The organism is Mycolicibacterium peregrinum (assembly GCF_001665625.1).
GTDB classification, from domain to species: domain Bacteria; phylum Actinomycetota; class Actinomycetes; order Mycobacteriales; family Mycobacteriaceae; genus Mycobacterium; species Mycobacterium peregrinum_B.
The window spans coordinates 67,371-88,430 of record NZ_LZSY01000107.1 but is presented as its reverse complement, the minus strand read 5'-3'; the positions used below and the strand labels follow the sequence as shown (position 1 = coordinate 88,430).

Below are 21,060 nucleotides of genomic sequence, written 5' to 3'. Positions count from 1 at the left end.
GTCCAGCCGGGGCAGAACGTTTTCACCAAATGGTGTGCCCGGCAAAATAGTTTGGTGTTCGACGGATGCGTCGGCCCGGCGGGCCAGGGCGCGGTGTGGTCGACATCGCAGCGTTCAGCCGGGGCGTCACAGCCGGGGAACCGGCACGTCAGGTCCCGCCACCGAATGAATTCTGACAGTGCTACCGAGGGGCGGTACTGCGGCTCGCCGGCAGCAGCGGCCTCAGCCGTGTCGGCGGGCTCAGTGGGCTCGGCCGCTTCGGCAGGCTCACCGGGATCCTTCGGCTCGGCAGGCTCAGTGGGCTTGGGCGCGTTCCCGGTGGGCATGCGCACGGGTTTGACCGTGCCGGTGGCGGCCAGATCACGCACGGATTCGGCGGGCACGATGCCGTGGCCGACCAGATAGCCCGGATCATCACAGGTGCCGTTCACGGTGGATTGGTCGGCCAGCACATGCACCACCGCGGCATCGGCGGCCGCCCGCTGCTGTGCGGCCGGGCAGTCCTCACGCCGACACAGACACGGCATGCGGGATTCCAGTCGGGCCACCGGCCCCACCGCATCAGCGCGGCGCTGCTCCCGGGTGCGCGGATCGTGGCTGCACACCGTGTCAGCCACCGCATCGAGGCGTTGACTCAACGCGACCCCGTCAGCGGCGTGCACATTGGCCCAGATCGACGCCATGCCTGGGCTGCTCGCCTCCACCTGCACAAACCGCCCGTCATCGATCGGGGGTGGGACCCGCACCCCGTGGGGGTCGAGTTTGGCGATCCACTGATCCACCCGATCCCGCAACTGCCGTTCAGACAGCCGCATCCACCGATGGGCCCGGGCGGCGAGTTCTTCATCCAGTCCGGCCCAGACTGCGGGATCGACGATGCCGGTGCGGGCGATGATCATCCGCACCACCCGATAATCAATGTCGCCGGCAGCGAACCGGGCCGCCACCAACGGGAGTTTGTCGCGTAATACCCGGGCGTGATGAATCTGGGTACCGGCCCGGCCGCGGCTGATCCGCAACGCCGCCGATACTTCGGCAGAGACTTCTTCGAACGGGTCGGTGGTCCAAAAGATCGACTCGGCCAACTCCTGTTCCCGCAGGCTGTCCAACGCCCCGATCGCGGCCAGGCGCCCCGCGATCGCCGCCGACTCCGCCCGCGCCGCGGCACTGATCCGGTCGATCAGAGCCACATCGGAATCAGCGTCGAACATGTGTTCGATTATGCCACTGCGGTACGACAAGCGGGTTGTGATGTCTCAGGACATCGGTGACAGTTCCGATGGTCGCGACGACTGACGTCGCCCCCCAACTCGCGCTGAGTAAATCGGAATCGGCCGGTCCCACGGGGCGTTGACGCCCAAGTGAGCCAAACTCCCCGCGACCTGTTCAGTCCGTTGACCGTCGGATCGCTGACGATCCCGAATCGCTTCGCGATGGCACCGATGACCAGAGCGGCGTCGCCCGGTGGTGTGCCGGGCACCGACGTGGCGGACTACTACGCCCGTCGCGCAGCCGGTGGCGTCGGCCTGATCATCACCGAGGGGGTGCGGTTGACGGATCCGGCCGCGGGCTGGCCGTTCAGCATCCCGACGCTGTCCGGTACCGAGGCGCTCGACGGCTGGCGGGCCGTCATCGACGCGGTACATGCTCAAGGCGCCGTGATCGCTGCGCAACTGTGGCATCAGGGTGCCGAACGTGCCGACCGTGACGGGGTGGTCCCGGTCAGCCCCTCGGGTGTCAACAGTGTGGGCGTTGCCAGGGGCCGGGCACTGCGGACCGATGAATTGGGTGGTGTCGCAGCGCAGTTCGCGGAGGCGGCCCGCAATGCCAAGGCTGTTGGATTCGACGCTGTCGAGTTGCACTCCGCCCACGGTTATCTGCTCGACGAGTTTCTCTGGGAGAAGACGAATCAGCGCACCGATTCCTACGGCGGCTCGCCGGCAGCGCGGACCCGCTTCCCGGCCGAGGTCGTCGCGGCGGTGCGCGAAGCCGTCGGTACCGGATTCCCGATCATCTACCGCTTCTCGCAGTGGAAGGCCAACGCCTACGACGCACAGCTCGTCGAAACCCCGGCTGAGTTGGAGCAGGTACTGGCACCGTTGGTCGCCGCGGGTGTCGACGTGCTGCATCCGTCGACCCGGCGCGTGTACATCCCCGCGTTCCCGGGCTCGGATCTGAGCCTGGCCGGCTGGACCAAGAAGATCACCGGTGTGCCGGTGATCGGGGTGGGATCGGTCGGACTGGCAACCGAGTTCCAACCCGGAAAGCGAGATGGCGATCCCATCGAGCCGGCCCCGGTCGATCGACTGTTGGCGCAGTTCACGGCCGAAGAGCTCGACATCGTGGCGATCGGCCGAGCCCTGCTGGCGGATCCGGGTTGGGTGAATCGGCTGCGTGACGACACGCTCGGCGGCTTCACCGGCTACCACGCCGAAACCGCGCTGGCCAGGCTGTACTGAAATAGGCTGGGAACAGGCCGCTAAGCCCCGACGTTAGGAAAAGTGTGAGTACGCAGGACATCACCACAGAACAGTTCGACAACATCGTCAAGGACAACGAGATCGTGTTGGTCGATTTCTGGGCGTCGTGGTGCGGACCGTGCCGGGCCTTCGCGCCGACATACAAGGCTGCTTCCGAGAACCACCCCGATGTGGTCTTCGCCAAGGTCGATACCGAGGCCGAGCAGGCGCTCGCCGCGGCAGCCGAGATCCGCTCGATCCCCACCCTGATGGCCTTCAAGAAGGGCAAGTTGGTCTTCAACCAGGCCGGGGCGCTGCCACCGGCTGCACTGGAGGACCTCGTCCAGAAGATCAAGGAGTTCGACATCGACGCGGCCATGAAAGAGCAGGCCGCTCAGGGCGACGCAGAACAGATGTGAGCGCCGGCACGCGATAGCGTGCTGACCGTGACTGCGCAGAACGAATTCGTCCTGGTCGACCGCCCCCGCTCGGACGTCGCCCTGGTGACCCTCAACCGGCCCGAGCGGATGAACTCGATGGCGTTCGACGTCATGGTCCCGCTCAAGGGCGTCCTGGAAGACCTGCGCTATGACAACAGCGTGCGCGTTGTCGTGCTGACCGGGGCCGGTCGGGGGTTCTCCTCCGGGGCCGATCACAAGTCGGCCGGGTCGGTGCCGCACGTGGCCGGTTTGACCAGGCCGACGTACGCATTGCGGTCGATGGAGATTCTCGACGATGTGATCCTCGCCCTACGGCGGCTGCACCAGCCGGTGATCGCAGCGGTCAACGGCGCGGCCATCGGCGGCGGGCTCTGCCTCGCGCTGGCCTGTGACGTCCGGGTGGCCGCCGAGGGCGCCTACTTCCGCGCCGCGGGGATCAACAACGGGCTCACCGCCAGTGAGCTGGGCTTGTCCTACCTGCTGCCACGCGCCATCGGCTCGTCGCGCGCTTTCGAGATCATGTTGACCGGCCGTGACGTCGACGCTCAGGAGGCAGCACGCATCGGTCTGGTATCCAGTGTGGTGGCCGAGGAGGCCCTGCTAGAGACGTGCTACGACATGGCGGACCGGATGGCGGCGTTCTCCCGGCCGGGTATCGAGTTGACCAAGCGCACACTTTGGAGTGGACTGGACGCCGCTAGCCTGGAGGGGCACATGCAGGCCGAGGGCCTGGGACAACTCTTCGTGCGTCTGCTCACCGCAAACTTTGAGGAAGCGGTTGCCGCGCGCGCGGAGAAGCGCGACCCGATATTTACCGACGAGAAGTAAGACACATACCTAGGAGGACCGCAGCGTGATCACCGCAACGGACCTGGAGGTCCGCGCCGGCGCGCGCACGCTGCTGTCCTTCGAGGGCTCGGCGCTGCGGGTGCAGCCCGGTGACCGGATCGGACTGGTCGGGCGCAACGGCGCAGGCAAGACCACCACGATGAGAATTCTGGCGGGGGAGGGCGAGCCGTACGCCGGGTCTGTCACAACCACCGGTGAAATCGGTTACCTGCCACAGGATCCCAAAGAGGGTGACCTCGACGTCATGGCCCGTGACCGGGTGTTGTCGGCCCGCGGTCTCGACACGCTGCTGGCGGACTTGGAGAAGCAGCAGGTCTTGATGGCCGAGGTCGCCGACGACGCGGCTCGCGACAAGGCGGTCCGAAAGTACGGTCAGCTCGAAGAACGGTTCTCGGCACTGGGCGGTTACGCAGCCGAGAGTGAGGCCGGTCGCATCTGCGCGAGCCTGGGCCTGCCGGACCGGGTGCTGACGCAGCCGCTGCGGACGCTGTCCGGCGGTCAGCGCCGCCGCGTCGAGCTGGCCCGCATCCTGTTCGCGGCGAGCGACACCGGTTCGGGGTCGGCCACGACTCTCTTACTCGACGAGCCGACCAACCACCTCGACGCAGACTCGATCGGCTGGCTGCGGGACTTCCTGCACAACCACACCGGTGGGCTTGTGGTCATCAGTCACGATGTCGACCTGCTCGACGAGGTCGTCAACCGGGTGTGGTTCCTGGACGCGGTGCGCGGTGAGGCCGACGTCTACAACATGGGCTGGAAGAAGTACCTCGACGCGCGCGCGACCGATGAGCAGCGCCGCCGCCGCGAACGCGCCAATGCCGAGAAGAAGGCCGGTGCGTTGCGGGCCCAGGCCGCCAAGATGGGCGCAAAGGCGACCAAAGCCGTTGCCGCCCAGAACATGTTGCGCCGAGCCGACCGCATGATCGCCGAGCTCGATGCCGAGCGCGTGGCCGACAAGGTGGCCCGGATCAAGTTCCCCACCCCGGCGCCGTGCGGTAAGACCCCGCTGGTGGCCAAGGGGCTCACCAAGACGTACGGGTCGCTGGAGATCTTCACCGGTGTCGACCTGGCCATCGACCGCGGATCCCGGGTGGTCGTACTCGGCCTCAACGGTGCCGGCAAGACCACCCTGCTGCGACTGCTCGCCGGCGCCGAGACTGCCGACGCCGGAGCACTGGAACCTGGTCACGGGTGCAAGATCGGGTACTTCGCCCAGGAGCACGACACGCTCGACAACGGGGCGACGGTCTGGGAGAACATCCGCCACGCCGCACCCGACACCGGCGAGCAGGATCTCCGAGGCCTGTTGGGCGCCTTCATGTTCACCGGACCACAGCTCGATCAGCCGGCGGGCACTCTCTCGGGCGGTGAGAAGACGCGGTTGGCTCTCGCCGGTCTGGTTGCCTCTACGGCCAATGTGCTGTTGCTCGACGAGCCCACCAACAACCTCGATCCAGCGTCACGCGAGCAGGTTCTCGATGCGCTGCGCAGTTACCAGGGCGCGGTGGTGTTGGTGACGCACGATCCGGGTGCAGCCGAGGCTCTCGATCCGCAGCGAGTGGTGCTGCTGCCGGACGGTACCGAGGACTTCTGGTCCACCGAATACCGGGACCTCATCGAGCTCGCCTGACCGCGAATCCTCAAGGACCGCCGCATCTTCGAGAACGTCAATTTAAGACGTTGGACAAATCGACCCATCGGTGTGTGTGGGGTTTCTAGTGTGGGTACCCGTCGGGACATCACAATCTGGGAGATGTCGATGAGGGATATGAACAAGAATCGCGGCGAACTGCTGACCGAGCTTCGGAAGGAATACGAGGCGGGTGCCAGCATCCGCTCGTTGGTGGCTACTACGGGACGTTCCTATGGCTCGATCCACAGCTTGCTGCGTGAGTCGGGAACGACGATGCGCAGCCGCGGTGGGCCCAATCACCGCACCCGGGCCAGGGTATGACGAGCACAAGCGCTGCGGAGTAGCGGGATTCAGCTGTCCGCCGGCGTCTGTTGGCGCACGCTGGCCTCCACCAGATCGAGTACCGCGGTGAGGTTCTTCGGATCCTCGCCGGAGGCGATCCGCGCCACCAGGCCGTCGAGCACGAGGTCCAGGTAGATGTGCAGGACCGCACTCGGTACGTCGTCACGCAGTCGGCCGGCCTGCTTCTGCCGGCGTAGGCGCTCAGTGACCGTGGCGTCCAGCTCGGCGGACCGTTCCGCCCAGCCGCGGTGAAAAGCCGGGTCGTTGCGCAACTTTCGGGCGATCTCCAGCCGGGTGGCCAGCCAGTCGAACTGCTCGGGGGCGGCGAGCATGTTTCGCATCACCTGGATCAACCCTTCGCGGGCAGCCACTTCGGCCATCCGCTCGGCGTCCTCGCGGGCCAGTTCGAAGAACAAGGTGTCCTTGTCCTTGAAGTGGTGAAAGATTGCGCCGCGCGAGAGCCCGATGGTTTCTTCGAGCCGCCGCACGGTCGCACTCTCATATCCGTACTGGCCGAAGCAGCGCCTGGCGCCGTCAAGGATCTGACGGCGCCGGGCCGCGAGATGGTCGTCCGTTACCCGGGGCATTCAGACCACTCCTCGCGCAAGCGCCCGTTGGCGCTGTCCTTACGTGCTTCGGTCAGTCCGGACAGGATTACTTCGACTTCAGCATGTTGCGCAGCACGTACTGCAGGATGCCGCCGTTGCGGTAGTAGTCGGCCTCGCCGGGGGTGTCGATGCGGACCACGGCGTCGAACTCCACCTTGGAACCATCCTCTTTGGTGGCGGTGACCTTGACCGTCTTCGGCGTCTTGCCCTCGTTGAGCGCCTCGATGCCGGTGATGTCGTAGGTCTCGGTGCCGTCGAGCTTGAGGCTCGCCGCGGACTCGCCGGCCGGGAACTGCAGCGGGATCACACCCATACCGATCAGGTTCGACCGGTGGATGCGCTCGAAGGACTCGGTGATGACGGCCTTGACGCCGAGCAGCACCGTGCCCTTGGCCGCCCAGTCACGCGAGGATCCCGAACCGTACTCCTTGCCGCCCAGGACCACCAGCGGGATGCCGGCTTCCTTGTAGTTGACCGAGGCGTCGTAGATGAACGACTGTGGCCCACCCGGCTGGGTGAAGTCACGGGTGTAGCCACCGGAGACGTCGTCGAGCAGCTGGTTGCGCAGCCGGATGTTGGCGAACGTGCCGCGGATCATCACCTCGTGGTTGCCGCGACGCGACCCCAGCGAGTTGTAATCCTTGCGCTCAACGCCGTTGGCATCGAGGTACTGCGCGGCGGGGGTGCCCGGCTTGATCGAACCTGCCGGGCTGATGTGGTCGGTGGTCACCGAATCGCCAAGCAGGGCAAGGACTCTGGCGCCCTTGATGTCGCCGACCGGCTCCGGCTCGGCGGGCATGCCGTCGAAGTACGGCGCCTTGCGCACGTAGGTGGACGCGTCGTCCCACTCGAAGATGTTGCCTTCGGGGGTGGAGAGCGAACGCCAGCGGTCGTCGCCCTTGAACACGTCGGCATAGGAATCCGTGAACATCTCCCGGTTGATCGAGGACGCGATGGTCTCTTCGATCTCCTTAGCAGACGGCCAGATGTCCTTGAGGAAGACGTCGTTACCGTCCTGATCCTGGCCCAGCGGGTCGGTCTCGAAGTCGAAGTCCATGGTTCCCGCGATGCCGTAGGCGATGACCAGCGGCGGGGAGGCCAGGTAGTTCATCTTGACGTCGGGGGAGATGCGGCCCTCGAAATTGCGGTTACCCGAGAGCACCGCGGTCACCGACAGGTCGTTGTCGTTGATGGCCTTGGAGATCTCGTCGGGCAGCGGGCCGGTGTTGCCGATGCAGGTGGTGCAGCCGTAGCCGCCCAGGTAGTAGCCCAGCTTCTCCAGGTACGGCCACAGGCCGGCCTTGTTGTAGTAGTCGGTGACGACCTGGCTGCCCGGCGCCATGTTGGTCTTGACCCACGGCTTGCTGGTCAGGCCCTTCTCGACGGCCTTCTTCGCGAGCAGCGCGGCGCCGATCATGACCGACGGGTTGGAAGTGTTGGTGCAGGACGTGATGCCCGCGACGACAACCGCGCCGTGGTCGAGCACGAATTCACCGCGCTCGTCGGAGCGCACGGTGATCGGCTTGGTCGGCCGGCCCTCGGAGCCGTTGGCGGCAGACGGGCGGACGTCCACGGCGCCGTCGTCGGCGAAGGTCAGCTTGGCCGGATCCGAGGCCGGGAAGGACTCCTCGATCGCCTCGTCGAGCTGGGTGTGCTCGACGGGCAGGTTCTCCTCGACGTAGTTGTGGATGTCCTTGCGGAACGCGTTCTTGGCGTCCGACAGCTCGATGCGGTCCTGCGGACGCTTCGGGCCGGAGATCGAGGGCACCACGGTCGACAGGTCAAGCTCGAGGTACTCGGAGAACACCGGCTCCCGGTCAGGGTTGTGCCACATGCCCTGCGTCTTGGCGTAGGCCTCGACGAGTGCCAGCTGCTCCTCGGTACGCCCGGTCAGCCGCAGGTAGTTGATGGTCTCGTCGTCGATCGGGAAGATCGCTGCGGTGGAACCGAACTCCGGGCTCATGTTGCCCAGGGTGGCGCGGTTGGCCAGCGGCACCTCGGCCACGCCCTTGCCGTAGAACTCGACGAACTTGCCGACCACGCCGTGCTTGCGCAGCATGTCGGTGACGGTGAGCACGACGTCCGTGGCGGTCACACCGGGCTTGATCTCCCCGGTCAGCTTGAAGCCGACGACGCGGGGGATGAGCATCGAGACGGGCTGGCCCAGCATGGCGGCCTCGGCCTCGATGCCGCCGACGCCCCAACCCAGCACGCCCAGGCCGTTCTCCATGGTGGTGTGGCTGTCGGTGCCCACACAGGTGTCCGGGTACGCGACGCCATTGCGGGTCATCACGACGCGGGCCAGGTACTCGATGTTGACCTGGTGCACGATGCCGGTGCCCGGCGGGACGACCTTGAAGTCGTCGAACGCGCCCTGGCCCCAGCGCAGGAACTGGTAGCGCTCGGAGTTGCGCTCGTATTCGAGTTCGACGTTGCGCTCGAAGGCGCCGGCGTTGCCGAACACGTCGAGGATGACGGAGTGGTCGATGACCATCTCGGCGGGGGACAGCGGGTTGACCTTGTTCGGATCACCGCCGAGGGCGGCCACGGCCTCGCGCATGGTGGCGAGGTCGACGATGCACGGCACACCGGTGAAGTCCTGCATCAGCACGCGGGCCGGGGTGAACTGGATCTCGACGCTCGGCTCGGCCGAGGGATCCCAGTTGGCGATGGCCTCGATGTGGTCTTTGGTGATGTTGGCGCCGTCCTCGGTGCGCAACAGGTTCTCCGCAAGCACCTTGAGGCTGTACGGGAGCTTTTCGGTACCGGGTACCGCGTCCAGTCGGTAGATTTCGTAGTTCTGGTCCCCGACAGTCAATGTGTCGCGGGCACCAAATGAGTTAAGGGACGAATTTTCCGTATTCTCGCTGCTCACATCAACTCCCGGCTCGATCTCGCCGCGACGGGCTGTGTCGGCGGCGTCCTGATCCTAACAGTACGCTTGTCCTGCAATGGCCAGCGGGCCGGGGTCCAGTCTTCCCTTGTCGCGTTCGCGTTGCTACCCGGTCGGTTGGATCCGTCTGAGATCCCTCCGCGGTACCGATGCGATGACGATTCCCGTGTCGCCTCGCTGGGGTCGGTGGACGCCGCGTACCGTGCCTGACGTGACCGGACCCCATGTCATCCCGTTCCTGCCGGCCTACATTCCGGTCGAGGTGTGCGACACCGTAGGGCTCGATGCGGCGCATCCCGACGGGGTGGCCAAGTGCATGGCGGCTGTGCAGGCCGACGTTCGCGATGACGGGGTGAGTGCCCCCGCCGCCGACGTCGACGGTCTTCGTCAGGTCGTCAGCGACGCCAGGCAGGAAGGTATCGACCTCAAGATCGTCGTGCTGCCGAGCAACCCGGGGATCGACACGCCGTTGCGTGACATCGCCACCGAGGTCGGGCAGGCGAATCCGGGCGCGACCGTGCTGGCGCTGAGTCCGTCGTTCGCGGGTACCTACAGCCCGACGGTCGATCGGGTGACTTTGGAGGCGGGTCAGGACGTGGCCAAGACCGGTAATCCGGTGTTGTCTGCGAAGAATTTCGTCGGCGAGATTTCCACCCCGGATTTCCCGTGGACGGCACTCGCGATCGTGTTGGTTCTCGGTGTTGCCGGGGCGGCCGCTCTCACTCGGGTTCTGCAGCGCCGTAGCAAACAATTGGCCGGGTCAGAGGCGTCTGCTGCCTCCTCGGACTAGGTGTCGATCCGGTCTCGGAAATCCCTCGAACATTAGTTCGGGATAACGCCCAATATCACTAATTGGTCACACTATTCGCAATTACAAACTTGTAATTTGTGACTAAAGTTTCTTTGGCTTCAGATGTGACGTACGGTGCAATCGGTAGCCATTGTTGTAGTTGTGCTTCATGTGACTTCTGTTGCAATGGCCCCGAGCAAACGTCGGTACGCCGTCGTTGAGCCATAGGAGACTTGAGTCGAATGAGACGCACCGCTGGCGCCTCTGCGTCCCGGCTGTACGGCCGTTTCTTGGCCGTGCCGGTGACCGCCGGGATGCTGTTGGCCACGGCCATGACGGGAGGTGTTACGGCCGCCGCCGAGCCGGGGGCCCCCGATCAGGTCGCAACGCTCGTCGCCGCGGTGGCCAACGCCGACCAGAAGCTGCAGGAGCTGGGCGCGGCCATCCAGACTCAGCAGGAAGCCGTCAACAAGGCGATCGTCGAGGTGCAGGACGCCCGTGACGCGGCCGCGACGGCGCAGCAGGAGGTCGATGCCAGCCAGCAGGGCATCGACGACGCCAACACCGCCATCAGTGAGGCGCAGAAGCGCTTCGACACCTTCGCCGCGGCCACCTATGTCAGTGGCCCCTCCGGCTCGTACCTGACCGCCTCCGATCCGGGCGACATCGTCAGCGCCGCCGCCACCGGTCAGACCCTGGCCGTCAGCAGCGACAAGGTGATCGCCGACCTGCAGCGCGCCCGCACCGAACAGGTCAACCGACAGTCGGCCGCGCGCCTGGCCAAGCAGAACGCCGACCAGGCCACGGCCAACGCCCAGACGAGTCAGGACACCGCGGTCGCGGCACTTCAACAGGCGCAGCAGACGTTCAGCTCGCAGCAAGGTGAGTTGCAGCGGTTGACCGCCGAACGTGCCTCGGCCCAAGCCGAACTCGCCCAGGTGCACAAGGCGTCGGCCCCGGCCACACCGGCGCAGGGACCCGCACCCCAGGCCGCGGCGGACAACTGGGATCGTGCCCCGGGCGCGCCCGTGCAACGCGGCCAGAACTGGGACACCGCATGGGATCCCACGCTGCCGGCGATCCCCAGCGCGTTCGTCAGCGGTGACCCGGTCGCGATCATCAACACCATCCTCGGCATCTCGTCGACGTCGGCGCAGGTGACGCAGAACATGGGTCGCCAGTTCCTGCAGAAGCTGGGCATCCTGCCGACGCCCACCGGCTACACCAACGGCGCGATCCCGCGCGTATACGGCCGGCAGGCATCCGAATATGTGATCCAGCGGGCGGGTTCGCAAATGGGCGTTCCCTACTCCTGGGGCGGCGGCAACGCGGCCGGTCCGAGTCGCGGCATCGATTCGGGGGCCAACACCGTCGGATTCGACTGCTCGGGCCTGATCCTCTACGCGTTCGCCGGCGTCGGAATCAAGTTGCCCCATTACTCCGGCTCCCAGTACAACGCCGGCCGCAAGATTCCGTCGTCGCAGATGCGCCGTGGTGACGTGATCTTCTACGGCCCCGGTGGCAGCCAGCACGTGACGCTCTATCTCGGAAACGGCCAGATGCTCGAAGCGCCCTACACGGGTTCGGAGGTCAAGGTCTCTCCGGTCCGCACCAGCGGCATGACCCCGTACGTCGTCCGCTACATCGAATACTGATGGGAATACATTGCGCTCCTTCGTCTTACGGTGCCTGATCCTGATCGCCGCAATCGCGTTCGCGGCGATCAGTCTCGTGTCGCCGGCCAACGCTGCGCCAGACGACGGCCAATGGGATCCGACCTTGCCGAAAATCGTCAGCTCGGGCGCGCCGGGGGATCCGGTGGCCATCGCCAACGCCTCGTTCCAGGTCAGCCAGATCGCGCTCCAGACCACACAGAACCTTGGCTCGCAGTTCCTGCAGACCATCGGTCTGGCCCCCAAGCAGGCCGCCTCGACATTCCCCGGTGGCCGGGTCCGGGGGCCCCAAGCCATCGAATACGCGATCCGAAGGGGCGGCACCCAGATGGGCGTGCCGTACTCCTGGGGCGGCGGCACGCTCACCGGGCCGGGGCCGGGGGTGGACTACGACGCGGGCAAGATGGGTTTCGATTGCTCGGGCCTGACCAGGTACGCGTTCGCCGGTGTGGGCGTGCAGATTCCCAAGTACTCCGGAGACCAGTACAACACCGGCCGCAAGGTGCCGGTCGCCCAGGCAAAGCGCGGTGACCTCCTGTTCTGGGGTCCCGGCGGTAGCCAGCACGTGGCGATGTACCTCGGTGGCGGCAAGATGCTGGAGGCGTCGGGCAGTGCGGAGAAAGTGACCGTGAGTCCCGTTCGCATGTCAGGCATCCAGCCGTACGCGGCCCGCATCATCGAATCCTGAGGGGAACCTGAACTCTTCCGGGCAGCGTCGACGGATCTCGAAGTGCCTGGAATAGTTGACGGCGGGCACCCGACTGCCCGATGAGCAACCAGCACGACCAGCGTTTTTTTGTAGTCGAACACCGTGGGAGGAAGTTGATGACGTCACCGAGTGGACCGCCGCAGGGCGCCGGAGGTTATCCCGGTTCGAGCCCGGCGCCGGGCTTTCCGCCCGGGTCGGCCGGCTCCCACGCCGCGCCGGCCGCCCCGCAGGCCACGACCAACGGCAGCCTGCAGGCCGAGGTGCACACCCTGGAACGCGCCATCTTCGAGGTCAAGCGGATCATCGTCGGTCAGGACCAGCTCGTCGAGCGGATGCTCGTCGGTCTGCTCGCCAAGGGCCACGTGCTGCTCGAAGGTGTGCCCGGCGTGGCCAAGACGCTGGCCGTCGAGACGTTCGCCAAGGTGGTCGGCGGCACATTCGCCCGCATCCAGTTCACCCCTGACCTGGTGCCCACCGACATCATCGGTACCCGCATCTACCGGCAGGGCAAGGAAGACTTCGACATCGAGCTCGGCCCGGTGGTCGTCAACTTCCTGCTCGCCGACGAGATCAACCGTGCGCCGGCGAAGGTGCAGTCCGCACTGCTCGAGGTGATGGCCGAGCGCAAGATCTCCATCGGCGGCAAGACCTTCCCGCTGCCCAGCCCGTTCCTGGTGATGGCCACCCAGAACCCGATCGAGCAGGAAGGCGTCTACGCGCTCCCGGAAGCCCAGCGTGACCGCTTCCTGTTCAAGCTCAACGTCGACTACCCGTCGCCGGAGGAAGAGCGCGAGATCATCTACCGGATGGGTGTGAAGCCCCCGGAGCCCAAGCAGATCCTCGACACCGGCGACCTGCTGCGGCTGCAGGAACTCGCGGCCAACACGTTCGTGCACCATGCGCTCGTCGATTACGTGGTGCGGATCGTCACCGCGACCCGCGAGCCGGAGAAGTTCGGCATGCCCGACGCCAAGGCCTGGATCGCCTACGGTGCCTCGCCCCGTGCGTCGCTGGGCATCATCTCGGCGGCCCGCGCGCTGGCGTTGGTGCGCGGCCGTGACTACGTCATCCCGCAGGATGTCGTCGAGGTGATCCCGGATGTGCTGCGCCACCGCCTGGTGCTCACCTACGACGCGCTGGCCGACGAGGTGTCTGCGGAGACCGTGGTCAACCGGATCCTGCAGACCGTCGCCCTGCCGCAGGTCAATGCGCTTCCGCAGCAAGGACATTCGGTTGCGCCCGCCGTACCTGCCGCGGCCGGCGCGGCGGGTGGTCGGTGACCACTTCGCGACGCACCGTCGACCTGCCGTCTCTGAAGCGCGGGGAGATTCGCGACCCCGCACTGACGGCGGCGTTGCGCAAGCTTGAGCTGACGGTGCGGCGCAAGCTTGACGGAGTCCTGCACGGCGACCACCTCGGTCTGATCCCGGGGCCGGGATCAGAGCCGGGGGACTCGCGGATCTACCAGCCCGGCGACGACGTGCGCCGGATGGACTGGTCTGTCACGGCGCGGACGATGACGCCACACGTGCGGCAGATGATCGCCGACCGCGAGCTGGAGACCTGGCTGGTGGTCGACATGTCGGCCAGCCTGGACTTCGGCACCACCGGTTGCGAGAAGCGAGACCTCGCCGTGGCGGCTGCCGCGGCGATCGCGTTCCTCAACAGCGGAGGCGGTAATCGGATCGGCGCGGTCATCGCCAACGGTGACACCGTGCGGCGGGTGCCCGCGCTGAGCGGGCGGGTGCACGAGCAGGAGCTGTTGCGGGCGATCGCCACCACGCCGAAGGCCCCGACCGGAGTGCGGGGAGACCTGGCTGCTGCCATCGATGCGCTGCGCCGTCCCGAGCGCCGGCGCGGCATGGCGGTGATCATCAGTGACTTCCTCGGCCCGATCAACTGGATGCGCCCGTTGCGGGCCATCGCCGGTCGCCACGAGGTCCTCGGAATCGAGATCCTCGACCCGCGCGATGTCGAGCTGCCCGCGGTCGGCGATGTGGTGCTGCAGGACACCGAGACCGGTGTCACCCGTGAGTTCACGATCGACGAACAGCTTCGCAGCGACTTCGAGCGGGCCGCCGCCGCCCATCGGGAAGAGGTGGCCCGGACCTTGCGGCGTTGTGATGCACCGCTGTTGAGTCTGCGCACCGACCGGGACTGGATCGCCGACGTGGTGCGGTTCGTGGCCAACCGGAGGCGTGGCGCCCTGGCCGGCCAGCGGTAGACGAATGCTTGATGAGCAACCAACCCGAAATGACTTCTAGCACATGACTTTACCGATTCTCGGTCCGATGAGCCTGACGGGTTTCGCGCACGCCTGGTGGTTCCTGTTCCTCTTCGTGGTGCTCGGCCTGGTGGCGTACTACGTCATCGTGCAGCGCGCACGCAAGCAGCGGATCCTGCGGTTCGCCAACATGGAGCTGCTCGAAAGTGTGGCGCCCAAGCAGCCGACGCGTTGGCGGCACCTGCCCGCCGCCCTGCTGGCTGCCTCGCTCGTGCTCCTGACGGTTGCGATGGCCGGCCCTACCCACGATGTGCGCATTCCGCGTAATCGCGCGGTGGTGATGCTGGTGATCGACGTGTCACAGTCGATGCGCGCCACCGATGTCGCCCCCAGCCGGCTGGCCGCCGCGCAGGAGGCCGCCAAGCAGTTCGCCGATCAGCTCACCCCGGGGATCAACCTCGGCCTGATCGCCTACGCCGGTACGGCGACGGTGCTGGTGCAGCCGACCACCAACCGTGAGGCCACCAAAAACGGTCTGGACAAGCTGCAGTTGGCCGACCGCACGGCCACGGGTGAAGGCATTTTCACCGCGTTGCAGGCGATCGCCACCGTCGGCGCGGTGATCGGCGGCGGCGACGAGAAGCCGCCCGCGCGCATCGTCCTGATGTCGGACGGCAAGGAGACGGTGCCGTCCAACCCGGACAATCCGAAGGGCGCCTATACCGCGGCGCGCACCGCCAAGGACCAGGGCGTGCCGATCTCCACCGTGTCCTTCGGTACGCCCTATGGCTACGTCGAGATCAACGACCAGCGCCAGCCGGTGCCGGTCGACGACGAGATGCTCGGCAAGATCGCCAAGCTGTCCGGCGGAGACGCGTTCACCGCGTCCAGCCTGGAACAGCTCAAGCAGGTGTTCACCTCGCTGCAGCAGCAGATCGGCTACGAGACCATCAAGGGCGATGCCAGCCTCGGCTGGCTGCGGCTTGGCGCGTTGTTGCTGGCCGTCGCCGGGGTGGCGGCGCTGCTGATCAACCGCAGACTGCCCGGTTGAGTCGCGATCGCGCCTTCCTGGACTGCGGTCCTCACCGGCGACGCGATTTTCAGACCATGCTGGTGAGGAGATAAGTTGGCGGGCATGAGTGACGCTGTTGTCTCCGAAGCCGACACCGAGACATCCACCGGCCGGCCGGCCTTCGTTCCCCGTTCCGTGCTGGTCACCGGTGGAAACCGGGGGATCGGCCTGGCGATCGCGCAGCGACTGGCCGCCGACGGACACAAGGTGGCCGTCACGCACCGTGGGTCCGGCGCACCCGACGGACTGTTCGGCGTCGTGTGCGACGTCACCGACAACGAGGCCGTCGACCGCGCGTTCAAAGAGGTCGAGGAGCACCAGGGCCCGGTCGAGGTGCTGGTGTCCAATGCCGGCATCTCCCAGGATGCGTTCCTCATGCGGATGACCGAGGAGCGGTTCGAGAACGTCATCAACGCCAACCTCACCGGAGCATTCCGGGTGGCGCAGCGGGCGTCGCGCAGCATGCAGCGCAAGCGTTTCGGCCGCATCATCTTCATCGGCTCGGTCTCCGGCATGTGGGGCATCGGCAACCAGGCCAACTACGCGGCCGCCAAGGCCGGCCTGATCGGTATGGCGCGCTCGATCTCCCGGGAGCTGTCCAAGGCCGGCGTCACCGCCAACGTGGTGGCCCCGGGCTACATCGACACCGAGATGACCCGCGCCCTGGACGAGCGGATTCAGGCCGGTGCCCTCGAGTTCATCCCGGCCAAGCGGGTCGGCACCGCAGAAGAGGTCGCCGGCGCGGTGAGCTTCCTGGCTTCCGAGGACGCCGGCTACATCGCCGGTGCGGTCATCCCCGTCGACGGTGGCATGGGCATGGGGCACTGATCCACCTGGATCTGACCCAAACATATTGGTCTACTGAAACTTTCCCCAAGAAGGAGTCGCACTAATGGCAGGTTTGCTCGAAGGCAAGCGCATCCTCGTCACCGGGATCATCACGGACTCGTCGATCGCGTTCCACATCGCCAAGGTGGCCCAGGAGGCCGGCGCGGAGCTGGTGCTCACCGGGTTCGACCGGATGAAGCTGATCCAGCGCATCGCCGACAGACTTCCGAGTCCGGCTCCCTTGTTGGAACTCGACGTGCAGAACGAGGAGCACCTCGCGAGCCTGGCCGAGCGTGTCGCCGGTGTCATCGGTGAGGGCAACAAGCTGGATGGCGTGGTCCACTCGATCGGCTTCATGCCGCAGACCGGTATGGGTGTCAACCCGTTCTTCGACGCTCCCTACGAGGACGTCGCCAAGGGCATCCACATCTCGGCGTATTCCTATGCCTCGCTGGCCAAGGCGACTCTGCCGATCATGAACGAGGGCGGCAGCATCGTCGGCATGGACTTCGATCCGACCCGCGCGATGCCGGCCTACAACTGGATGACCGTGGCCAAGAGCGCCCTCGAGTCGGTCAACCGGTTCGTTGCTCGTGAGGCCGGACCGTTCGGCGTGCGCTCCAACCTCGTTGCGGCGGGCCCGATCCGGACCCTGGCCATGAGTGCGATCGTCGGCGGTGCGCTCGGTGCCGAAGCCGGTGACCAGATGCGGCTGCTCGAAGAGGGCTGGGATCAGCGTGCACCGGTCGGCTGGAACATGAAGGATCCGGAGCCGGTCGCCAAGACCGTGTGCGCACTGCTGTCCGACTGGCTGCCCGCCACCACCGGCACCATCGTCTACGCCGACGGCGGCGCCAGCACCCAGCTGCTCTGACCTGTATTCCGCCGCAGAGGGGACTCGAGTTGATGGAGTTTGACGCGGTCCTGCTGCTGTCTTTCGGCGGTCCGGAGGCGCCCGAGCAGGTGATGCCGTTCCTGGAGAACGTCACCCGGGGGCGTGGTATCCCGGCCGAGCGCCTGGCCGACGTCGCCGAGCACTACCTGCATTTCGGTGGGGTGTCACCGATCAACGGGATCAACCGGGCGCTGATCGAGCAGTTGCGTCTCCAGTTGCCCGGCCTGCCGATCTATTTCGGTAACCGGAACTGGGAGCCGTACGTCGAAGACACTGTTGCGGCGATGCGGGACAACGGAATCCGGCGGGCAGCGGTGTTCACCACGTCGGCCTGGGGCGGTTACTCCAGCTGCACCCAGTACGTCGAGGACATCGCCCGGGCGCGGGCCGCGGCCGGGCCCGACGCACCCGAACTGGTCAAACTGCGCCAGTACTTCGACCATCCGTTGTTGGTGGAGATGTTCGCCGACTCGATCGCGGCCGCGGCCGCCACGTTGCCGGTCGATCTACGTGACGAGGCCCGACTGGTGTTCACCGCGCACTCGGTGCCCATCGCCGCCGACGAGCGGCACGGCCCTGCCCTCTACAGTCGGCAGGTCGGCTACGCGACGCGGCTGGTGGCCGCCGCCGCGGGCTACGACGACTACGACCAGGTCTGGCAGTCCCGGTCGGGACCGCCCCGGATCCCGTGGCTCGAACCCGACGTGGCTGATCACCTGACTGTGTTGGGCCAGAACGGAACCCGGGCGGTCATCGTTTGTCCGATCGGATTCGTCGCCGATCACATCGAGGTGGTGTGGGATCTCGACTACGAACTCCGGTTGCAGGCCGAACAGGCCGGTATCGCCTTCGCGCGGGCAAGCACCCCGAACGCCGACGAACGTTTCGCTCGGTTGGCGGCCGGGTTGATCGAGGAGCTGCGCACCGGTGCGGCGCCGCTGCGGGCCGCCGGTCCAGAGCCGGTGCCTGGCTACGGGTTCAGCGTCAACGGTGCGCTGTGCTCACCGCACTGCTGTGGGACACCGACCGAAGGTTAGTCCCGCCAAGCGGATTGCAGGATCGCTTCGAGTGCGGCCAACCGCGCCGAGCGCACCACCTGTGCCAGCGGTCGCATGGCGTCGCCGGCGATCTGAACCTCCGAGGAACTCTGCAGGCCGATCGGCATCAGGCCCGAGCTCACGGTGATGATCGCCTCGACGTGGGCAGCGTTCTCCAACACGCGTAGGGCCCGGGTGGGGGCGTGGTCGGGGATGCGGTGCATCCGTCCGGCCTCGAGGATGTCCTCGACCATGCCACGGGGATCCTCGATATCTACCCCCACACCGGCCCGCAAGGTGACCAGCGTGTCGGCCGCCGAGCGCACCGCTGACCGCAACTCGTACTCGGCCTCGCCGAGATCGTGGTGCTGGGGCGGTGGCAGAACAGGTAGTGAGTACACGGTCCACGACAACGCCCTCGGCTCGGGCTCGAAGGTGGATTCGGTTTCCACGTCGTCGAATTCGAAATACTCGAACTCCGGCACCAGTCCGACGCCGTCGAGTTCGTCATGGGTCACCAGCACCGCTTCGCCCACGCTCAGCGCGTCGCGCTGGAACTGCGATCCCGCGGGCAGTCCGCGGACATCGCCGGGCACCGGCAACGCCACCCTGATCGACGGCCGGGTGCCGGACCGGCCGACGGCGGTGCGCAAGGTCTGCAGCAACGACACCGAACCCGAGTCCTCCAACTCGGGCCAGGGCAGCCCCGTACGGACGGCGGCCTGCGAGTCATAGGCCGTCACAGAATGCATTGGTGCCCATTGAGATAACGCGTCGAGGACGTCGTCGGGCGCGGCCGCGCCGGCAAGCCAGGCGTTGGCCCACATCGAAAGAGTCGCACTTGGACACCACATGATCCTGGCAGTGTAATTGTCGGTCGCCGATCGGGTCGTATTCGCTAGGGTGGGCGTATGCCGCTTCCGCTGATCTGGCTCATCCTGGCGCTGGGTCTCGCCGGGGCAGAGGCGCTGACCGGTGACATGTTCCTGCTCATGCTGGCCGGCGGTGCACTGGCCGCGACGGGCTCGAGTTGGCTGTTCGACCTGCCACTCTGGGGTGACGGTCTGGTGTTTCTCGTGGTGTCGGTGCTTTTGCTGGTTCTGGTCCGGCCTGCGCTGCGGCGCCGTTTCGAGGCCGGCCGGGGGCTCCCCGAGCCCGTCAAGGCGCTCGAGGGCAAGTCTGCGCTGGTCTTGGACCGGGTGGGACAGCACGAGGGACAGGTCAAGCTCGACGGCGAGGTCTGGACGGCGCGGCCGCTCGACGACAACGATGTGTACGAACCGGGTGATCACGTGACCGTTGTCAGGATCGACGGCGCCACCGCGGTGGTTTTCAAGGCGATGTAGTAGCTCCGTAAACGAGGTAGGACCTAGAGGGAGGGATCCACCATGGAAGGTGCTGTAGCCGGGCTGATCTTGCTGCTCGTGCTGGTGGTGTTCGCGATCATCATCGTCGCGAAATCAGTGGCGCTCATTCCCCAGGCCGAGGCAGCGGTGATCGAGCGGCTGGGCCGCTACAGCCGCACGGTCAGTGGCCAGTTGACGCTGCTGGTGCCGTTCATCGACCGGATCCGGGCGCGAGTGGATCTGCGTGAGCGGGTGGTGTCCTTCCCGCCGCAGCCGGTGATCACCGAGGACAACCTGACGCTCAACATCGACACCGTGGTCTATTTCCAGGTCACCAACCCGCAGGCTGCGGTGTACCAGATCAGCAACTACATCGTCGGTGTGGAACAGCTGACCACCACCACCCTGCGCAACGTCGTCGGCGGTATGACGCTGGAGCAGACACTGACCTCACGCGACTCGATCAATGCCCAGCTGCGCGGGGTGCTGGACGAGGCCACCGGCCGTTGGGGGCTGCGCGTGGCGCGTGTCGAGCTGCGCAGCATCGATCCGCCGCCGTCGATCCAGGAGTCGATGGAAAAGCAGATGAAAGCCGACCGCGACAAGCGGGCCATGATCCTGACCGCAGAGGGCGTTCGGGAATCCTCGATCAAACAGGCCGAGGGCCAGAAGCAGTCGCAGATCCTGGCCGCCGAGGGTGCCAAGCAGGCCGCGATCCTGGCCGCCGAGGCCGACCGGCAGTCGCGGATGTTGCGCGCCCAGGGTGAACGCGCAGCCCAGTACCTGCAGGCACAGGGGCAGGCCAAGGCCATCGAGAAGACGTTCGCCGCGATCAAGGCGGGCCGGCCCACCCCGGAGATGTTGGCGTACCAGTATCTGCAGACGCTGCCCCAGATGGCCAAGGGCGAGGCGAACAAGGTCTGGCTGGTGCCCAGCGACTTCGGTTCGGCGCTGCAGGGTTTCACCAAGATGCTGGGTGCGCCCGGCGAGGACGGTGTCTTCCGGTATACGCCGCCGCCGGTCGACGAGGACCTGCCCAAGCCCGAGGACGACAGCGACGAAGTCGCCGAGTGGTTCAACACCGAGACCGATCCCGAGATCGCACGTGCCGTGGCGAAGGCCGAGGCGGAGGCCAGGGCAACGACGCCGCCCCTGGGTGCTCCGCCGGCACAGCAGCCGTTGGGGACGCCGCCGGGGATGCCGCCCAATGAACTCGAAGGTGGTGCGCACCGCGCGTAGTGGTCGCGTTCGTTGCTTGA

Annotated in this window: 20 protein-coding genes; 16 read left to right on the top strand and 4 right to left on the bottom strand. The window is 66.5% G+C overall.

Annotated features, from left to right (window positions below; all coding sequences use genetic code 11):
• On the bottom strand, window positions 1-1,211 hold a 1,211-nt coding region (locus A5779_RS16290; RefSeq protein ID WP_064883576.1), incomplete at its 3' end, for an HNH endonuclease signature motif containing protein.
• A 150-nt stretch (window positions 1,212-1,361) separates the two neighbouring features.
• Here A5779_RS16290 and A5779_RS16285 point away from each other — a divergent pair.
• From A5779_RS16285 to A5779_RS16265, 5 genes are all read left to right on the top strand, one after another.
• Window positions 1,362-2,459 carry an NADH:flavin oxidoreductase gene (locus A5779_RS16285; protein WP_064883574.1) on the top strand — a complete coding sequence of 366 codons (1,098 nt, stop codon included), beginning with the start codon at window positions 1,362-1,364 and terminating at the stop codon, window positions 2,457-2,459.
• Window positions 2,460-2,503: 44 nt separating this feature from the next.
• Entirely contained in the window at window positions 2,504-2,878 is a 375-nt protein-coding gene (gene trxA / locus A5779_RS16280; protein WP_055113744.1) for a thioredoxin, read from the top strand.
• An 18-nt stretch (window positions 2,879-2,896) separates the two neighbouring features.
• Entirely contained in the window at window positions 2,897-3,727 is an 831-nt protein-coding gene (locus A5779_RS16275; RefSeq protein ID WP_064883572.1) for an enoyl-CoA hydratase, read from the top strand.
• Between the two features lie 25 nt (window positions 3,728-3,752).
• Complete coding sequence (locus A5779_RS16270) at window positions 3,753-5,381, top strand: ABC-F family ATP-binding cassette domain-containing protein (protein ID WP_064883570.1); 1,629 nt, start codon at window positions 3,753-3,755, stop codon at window positions 5,379-5,381.
• Window positions 5,382-5,510: 129 nt separating this feature from the next.
• On the top strand, window positions 5,511-5,705 hold the full coding sequence (locus tag A5779_RS16265) for a helix-turn-helix domain-containing protein (RefSeq protein WP_064883593.1): 195 nt from the start codon (window positions 5,511-5,513) through the stop codon (window positions 5,703-5,705).
• A gap of 29 nt (window positions 5,706-5,734) precedes the next feature.
• Here the strand turns inward: A5779_RS16265 and A5779_RS16260 are convergent, their stop codons facing one another.
• Both A5779_RS16260 and acnA read right to left on the bottom strand, forming a co-directional pair.
• The gene (locus tag A5779_RS16260) at window positions 5,735-6,313 is read right to left on the bottom strand and encodes a TetR/AcrR family transcriptional regulator (RefSeq protein ID WP_064883568.1); all 579 of its coding nucleotides are present in this window, start codon (window positions 6,311-6,313) and stop codon (window positions 5,735-5,737) included.
• A 67-nt stretch (window positions 6,314-6,380) separates the two neighbouring features.
• The gene (gene acnA, locus A5779_RS16255) at window positions 6,381-9,209 is read right to left on the bottom strand and encodes an aconitate hydratase AcnA (protein ID WP_064883566.1); all 2,829 of its coding nucleotides are present in this window, start codon (window positions 9,207-9,209) and stop codon (window positions 6,381-6,383) included.
• Window positions 9,210-9,438: 229 nt separating this feature from the next.
• Here acnA and A5779_RS16250 point away from each other — a divergent pair, with 229 nt between their 5' ends.
• The 9 genes from A5779_RS16250 to A5779_RS16210 all read left to right on the top strand — a co-directional run bounded on the left by A5779_RS16250 (window position 9,439) and on the right by A5779_RS16210 (window position 18,455).
• Window positions 9,439-10,017, top strand: coding sequence for an Rv1476 family membrane protein (locus tag A5779_RS16250; RefSeq protein WP_064883564.1), 579 nt, complete (start codon window positions 9,439-9,441; stop codon window positions 10,015-10,017).
• Between the two features lie 242 nt (window positions 10,018-10,259).
• Entirely contained in the window at window positions 10,260-11,672 is a 1,413-nt protein-coding gene (gene ripA / locus A5779_RS16245; RefSeq protein ID WP_064883562.1) for an NlpC/P60 family peptidoglycan endopeptidase RipA, read from the top strand.
• 10 nt (window positions 11,673-11,682) lie between these two features.
• Complete coding sequence (gene ripB / locus A5779_RS16240; protein ID WP_064883560.1) at window positions 11,683-12,378, top strand: NlpC/P60 family peptidoglycan endopeptidase RipB; 696 nt, start codon at window positions 11,683-11,685, stop codon at window positions 12,376-12,378.
• 137 nt (window positions 12,379-12,515) lie between these two features.
• The gene (gene moxR1, locus A5779_RS16235; RefSeq protein WP_064883558.1) at window positions 12,516-13,679 is read left to right on the top strand and encodes a chaperone MoxR1; all 1,164 of its coding nucleotides are present in this window, start codon (window positions 12,516-12,518) and stop codon (window positions 13,677-13,679) included.
• On the top strand, window positions 13,676-14,623 hold the full coding sequence (locus A5779_RS16230; RefSeq protein ID WP_055113761.1) for a DUF58 domain-containing protein: 948 nt from the start codon (window positions 13,676-13,678) through the stop codon (window positions 14,621-14,623). Before moxR1 ends, A5779_RS16230 begins: the two co-directional genes overlap by 4 nt.
• 43 nt (window positions 14,624-14,666) lie before the next feature.
• Window positions 14,667-15,674, top strand: coding sequence for a VWA domain-containing protein (locus tag A5779_RS16225; protein ID WP_055113763.1), 1,008 nt, complete (start codon window positions 14,667-14,669; stop codon window positions 15,672-15,674).
• A gap of 84 nt (window positions 15,675-15,758) precedes the next feature.
• Window positions 15,759-16,523, top strand: coding sequence for a 3-oxoacyl-ACP reductase FabG1 (gene fabG1, locus A5779_RS16220; RefSeq protein ID WP_064883556.1), 765 nt, complete (start codon window positions 15,759-15,761; stop codon window positions 16,521-16,523).
• 64 nt (window positions 16,524-16,587) lie between these two features.
• Window positions 16,588-17,397: an NADH-dependent enoyl-ACP reductase InhA gene (gene inhA, locus A5779_RS16215; protein WP_064883554.1), complete on the top strand. Its 810-nt coding sequence runs from the start codon at window positions 16,588-16,590 to the stop codon at window positions 17,395-17,397.
• Window positions 17,398-17,429: 32 nt separating this feature from the next.
• Window positions 17,430-18,455, top strand: a complete 1,026-nt coding sequence (locus A5779_RS16210; RefSeq protein ID WP_064883552.1) for a ferrochelatase — start codon at window positions 17,430-17,432, stop codon at window positions 18,453-18,455.
• On the opposite strand, the gene A5779_RS16205 is transcribed toward A5779_RS16210, so the two are convergent.
• Window positions 18,452-19,309 (bottom strand): Rv1486c family protein, encoded by an 858-nt coding sequence (locus A5779_RS16205; protein WP_064883550.1) that lies wholly within the window; start codon window positions 19,307-19,309, stop codon window positions 18,452-18,454. The genes A5779_RS16210 and A5779_RS16205 overlap by 4 nt on opposite strands.
• A 57-nt stretch (window positions 19,310-19,366) precedes the next feature.
• Here A5779_RS16205 and A5779_RS16200 point away from each other — a divergent pair, with 57 nt between their 5' ends.
• Together A5779_RS16200 and A5779_RS16195 are read left to right on the top strand one after the other, a co-directional pair.
• Window positions 19,367-19,801, top strand: a complete 435-nt coding sequence (locus A5779_RS16200; RefSeq protein WP_064883547.1) for an NfeD family protein — start codon at window positions 19,367-19,369, stop codon at window positions 19,799-19,801.
• Window positions 19,802-19,843: 42 nt separating this feature from the next.
• A complete protein-coding gene (locus A5779_RS16195) occupies window positions 19,844-21,040 on the top strand; it encodes an SPFH domain-containing protein (RefSeq protein ID WP_064883545.1) in 1,197 nt (398 codons plus the stop codon).
• Window positions 21,041-21,060 lie beyond the last annotated feature (20 nt).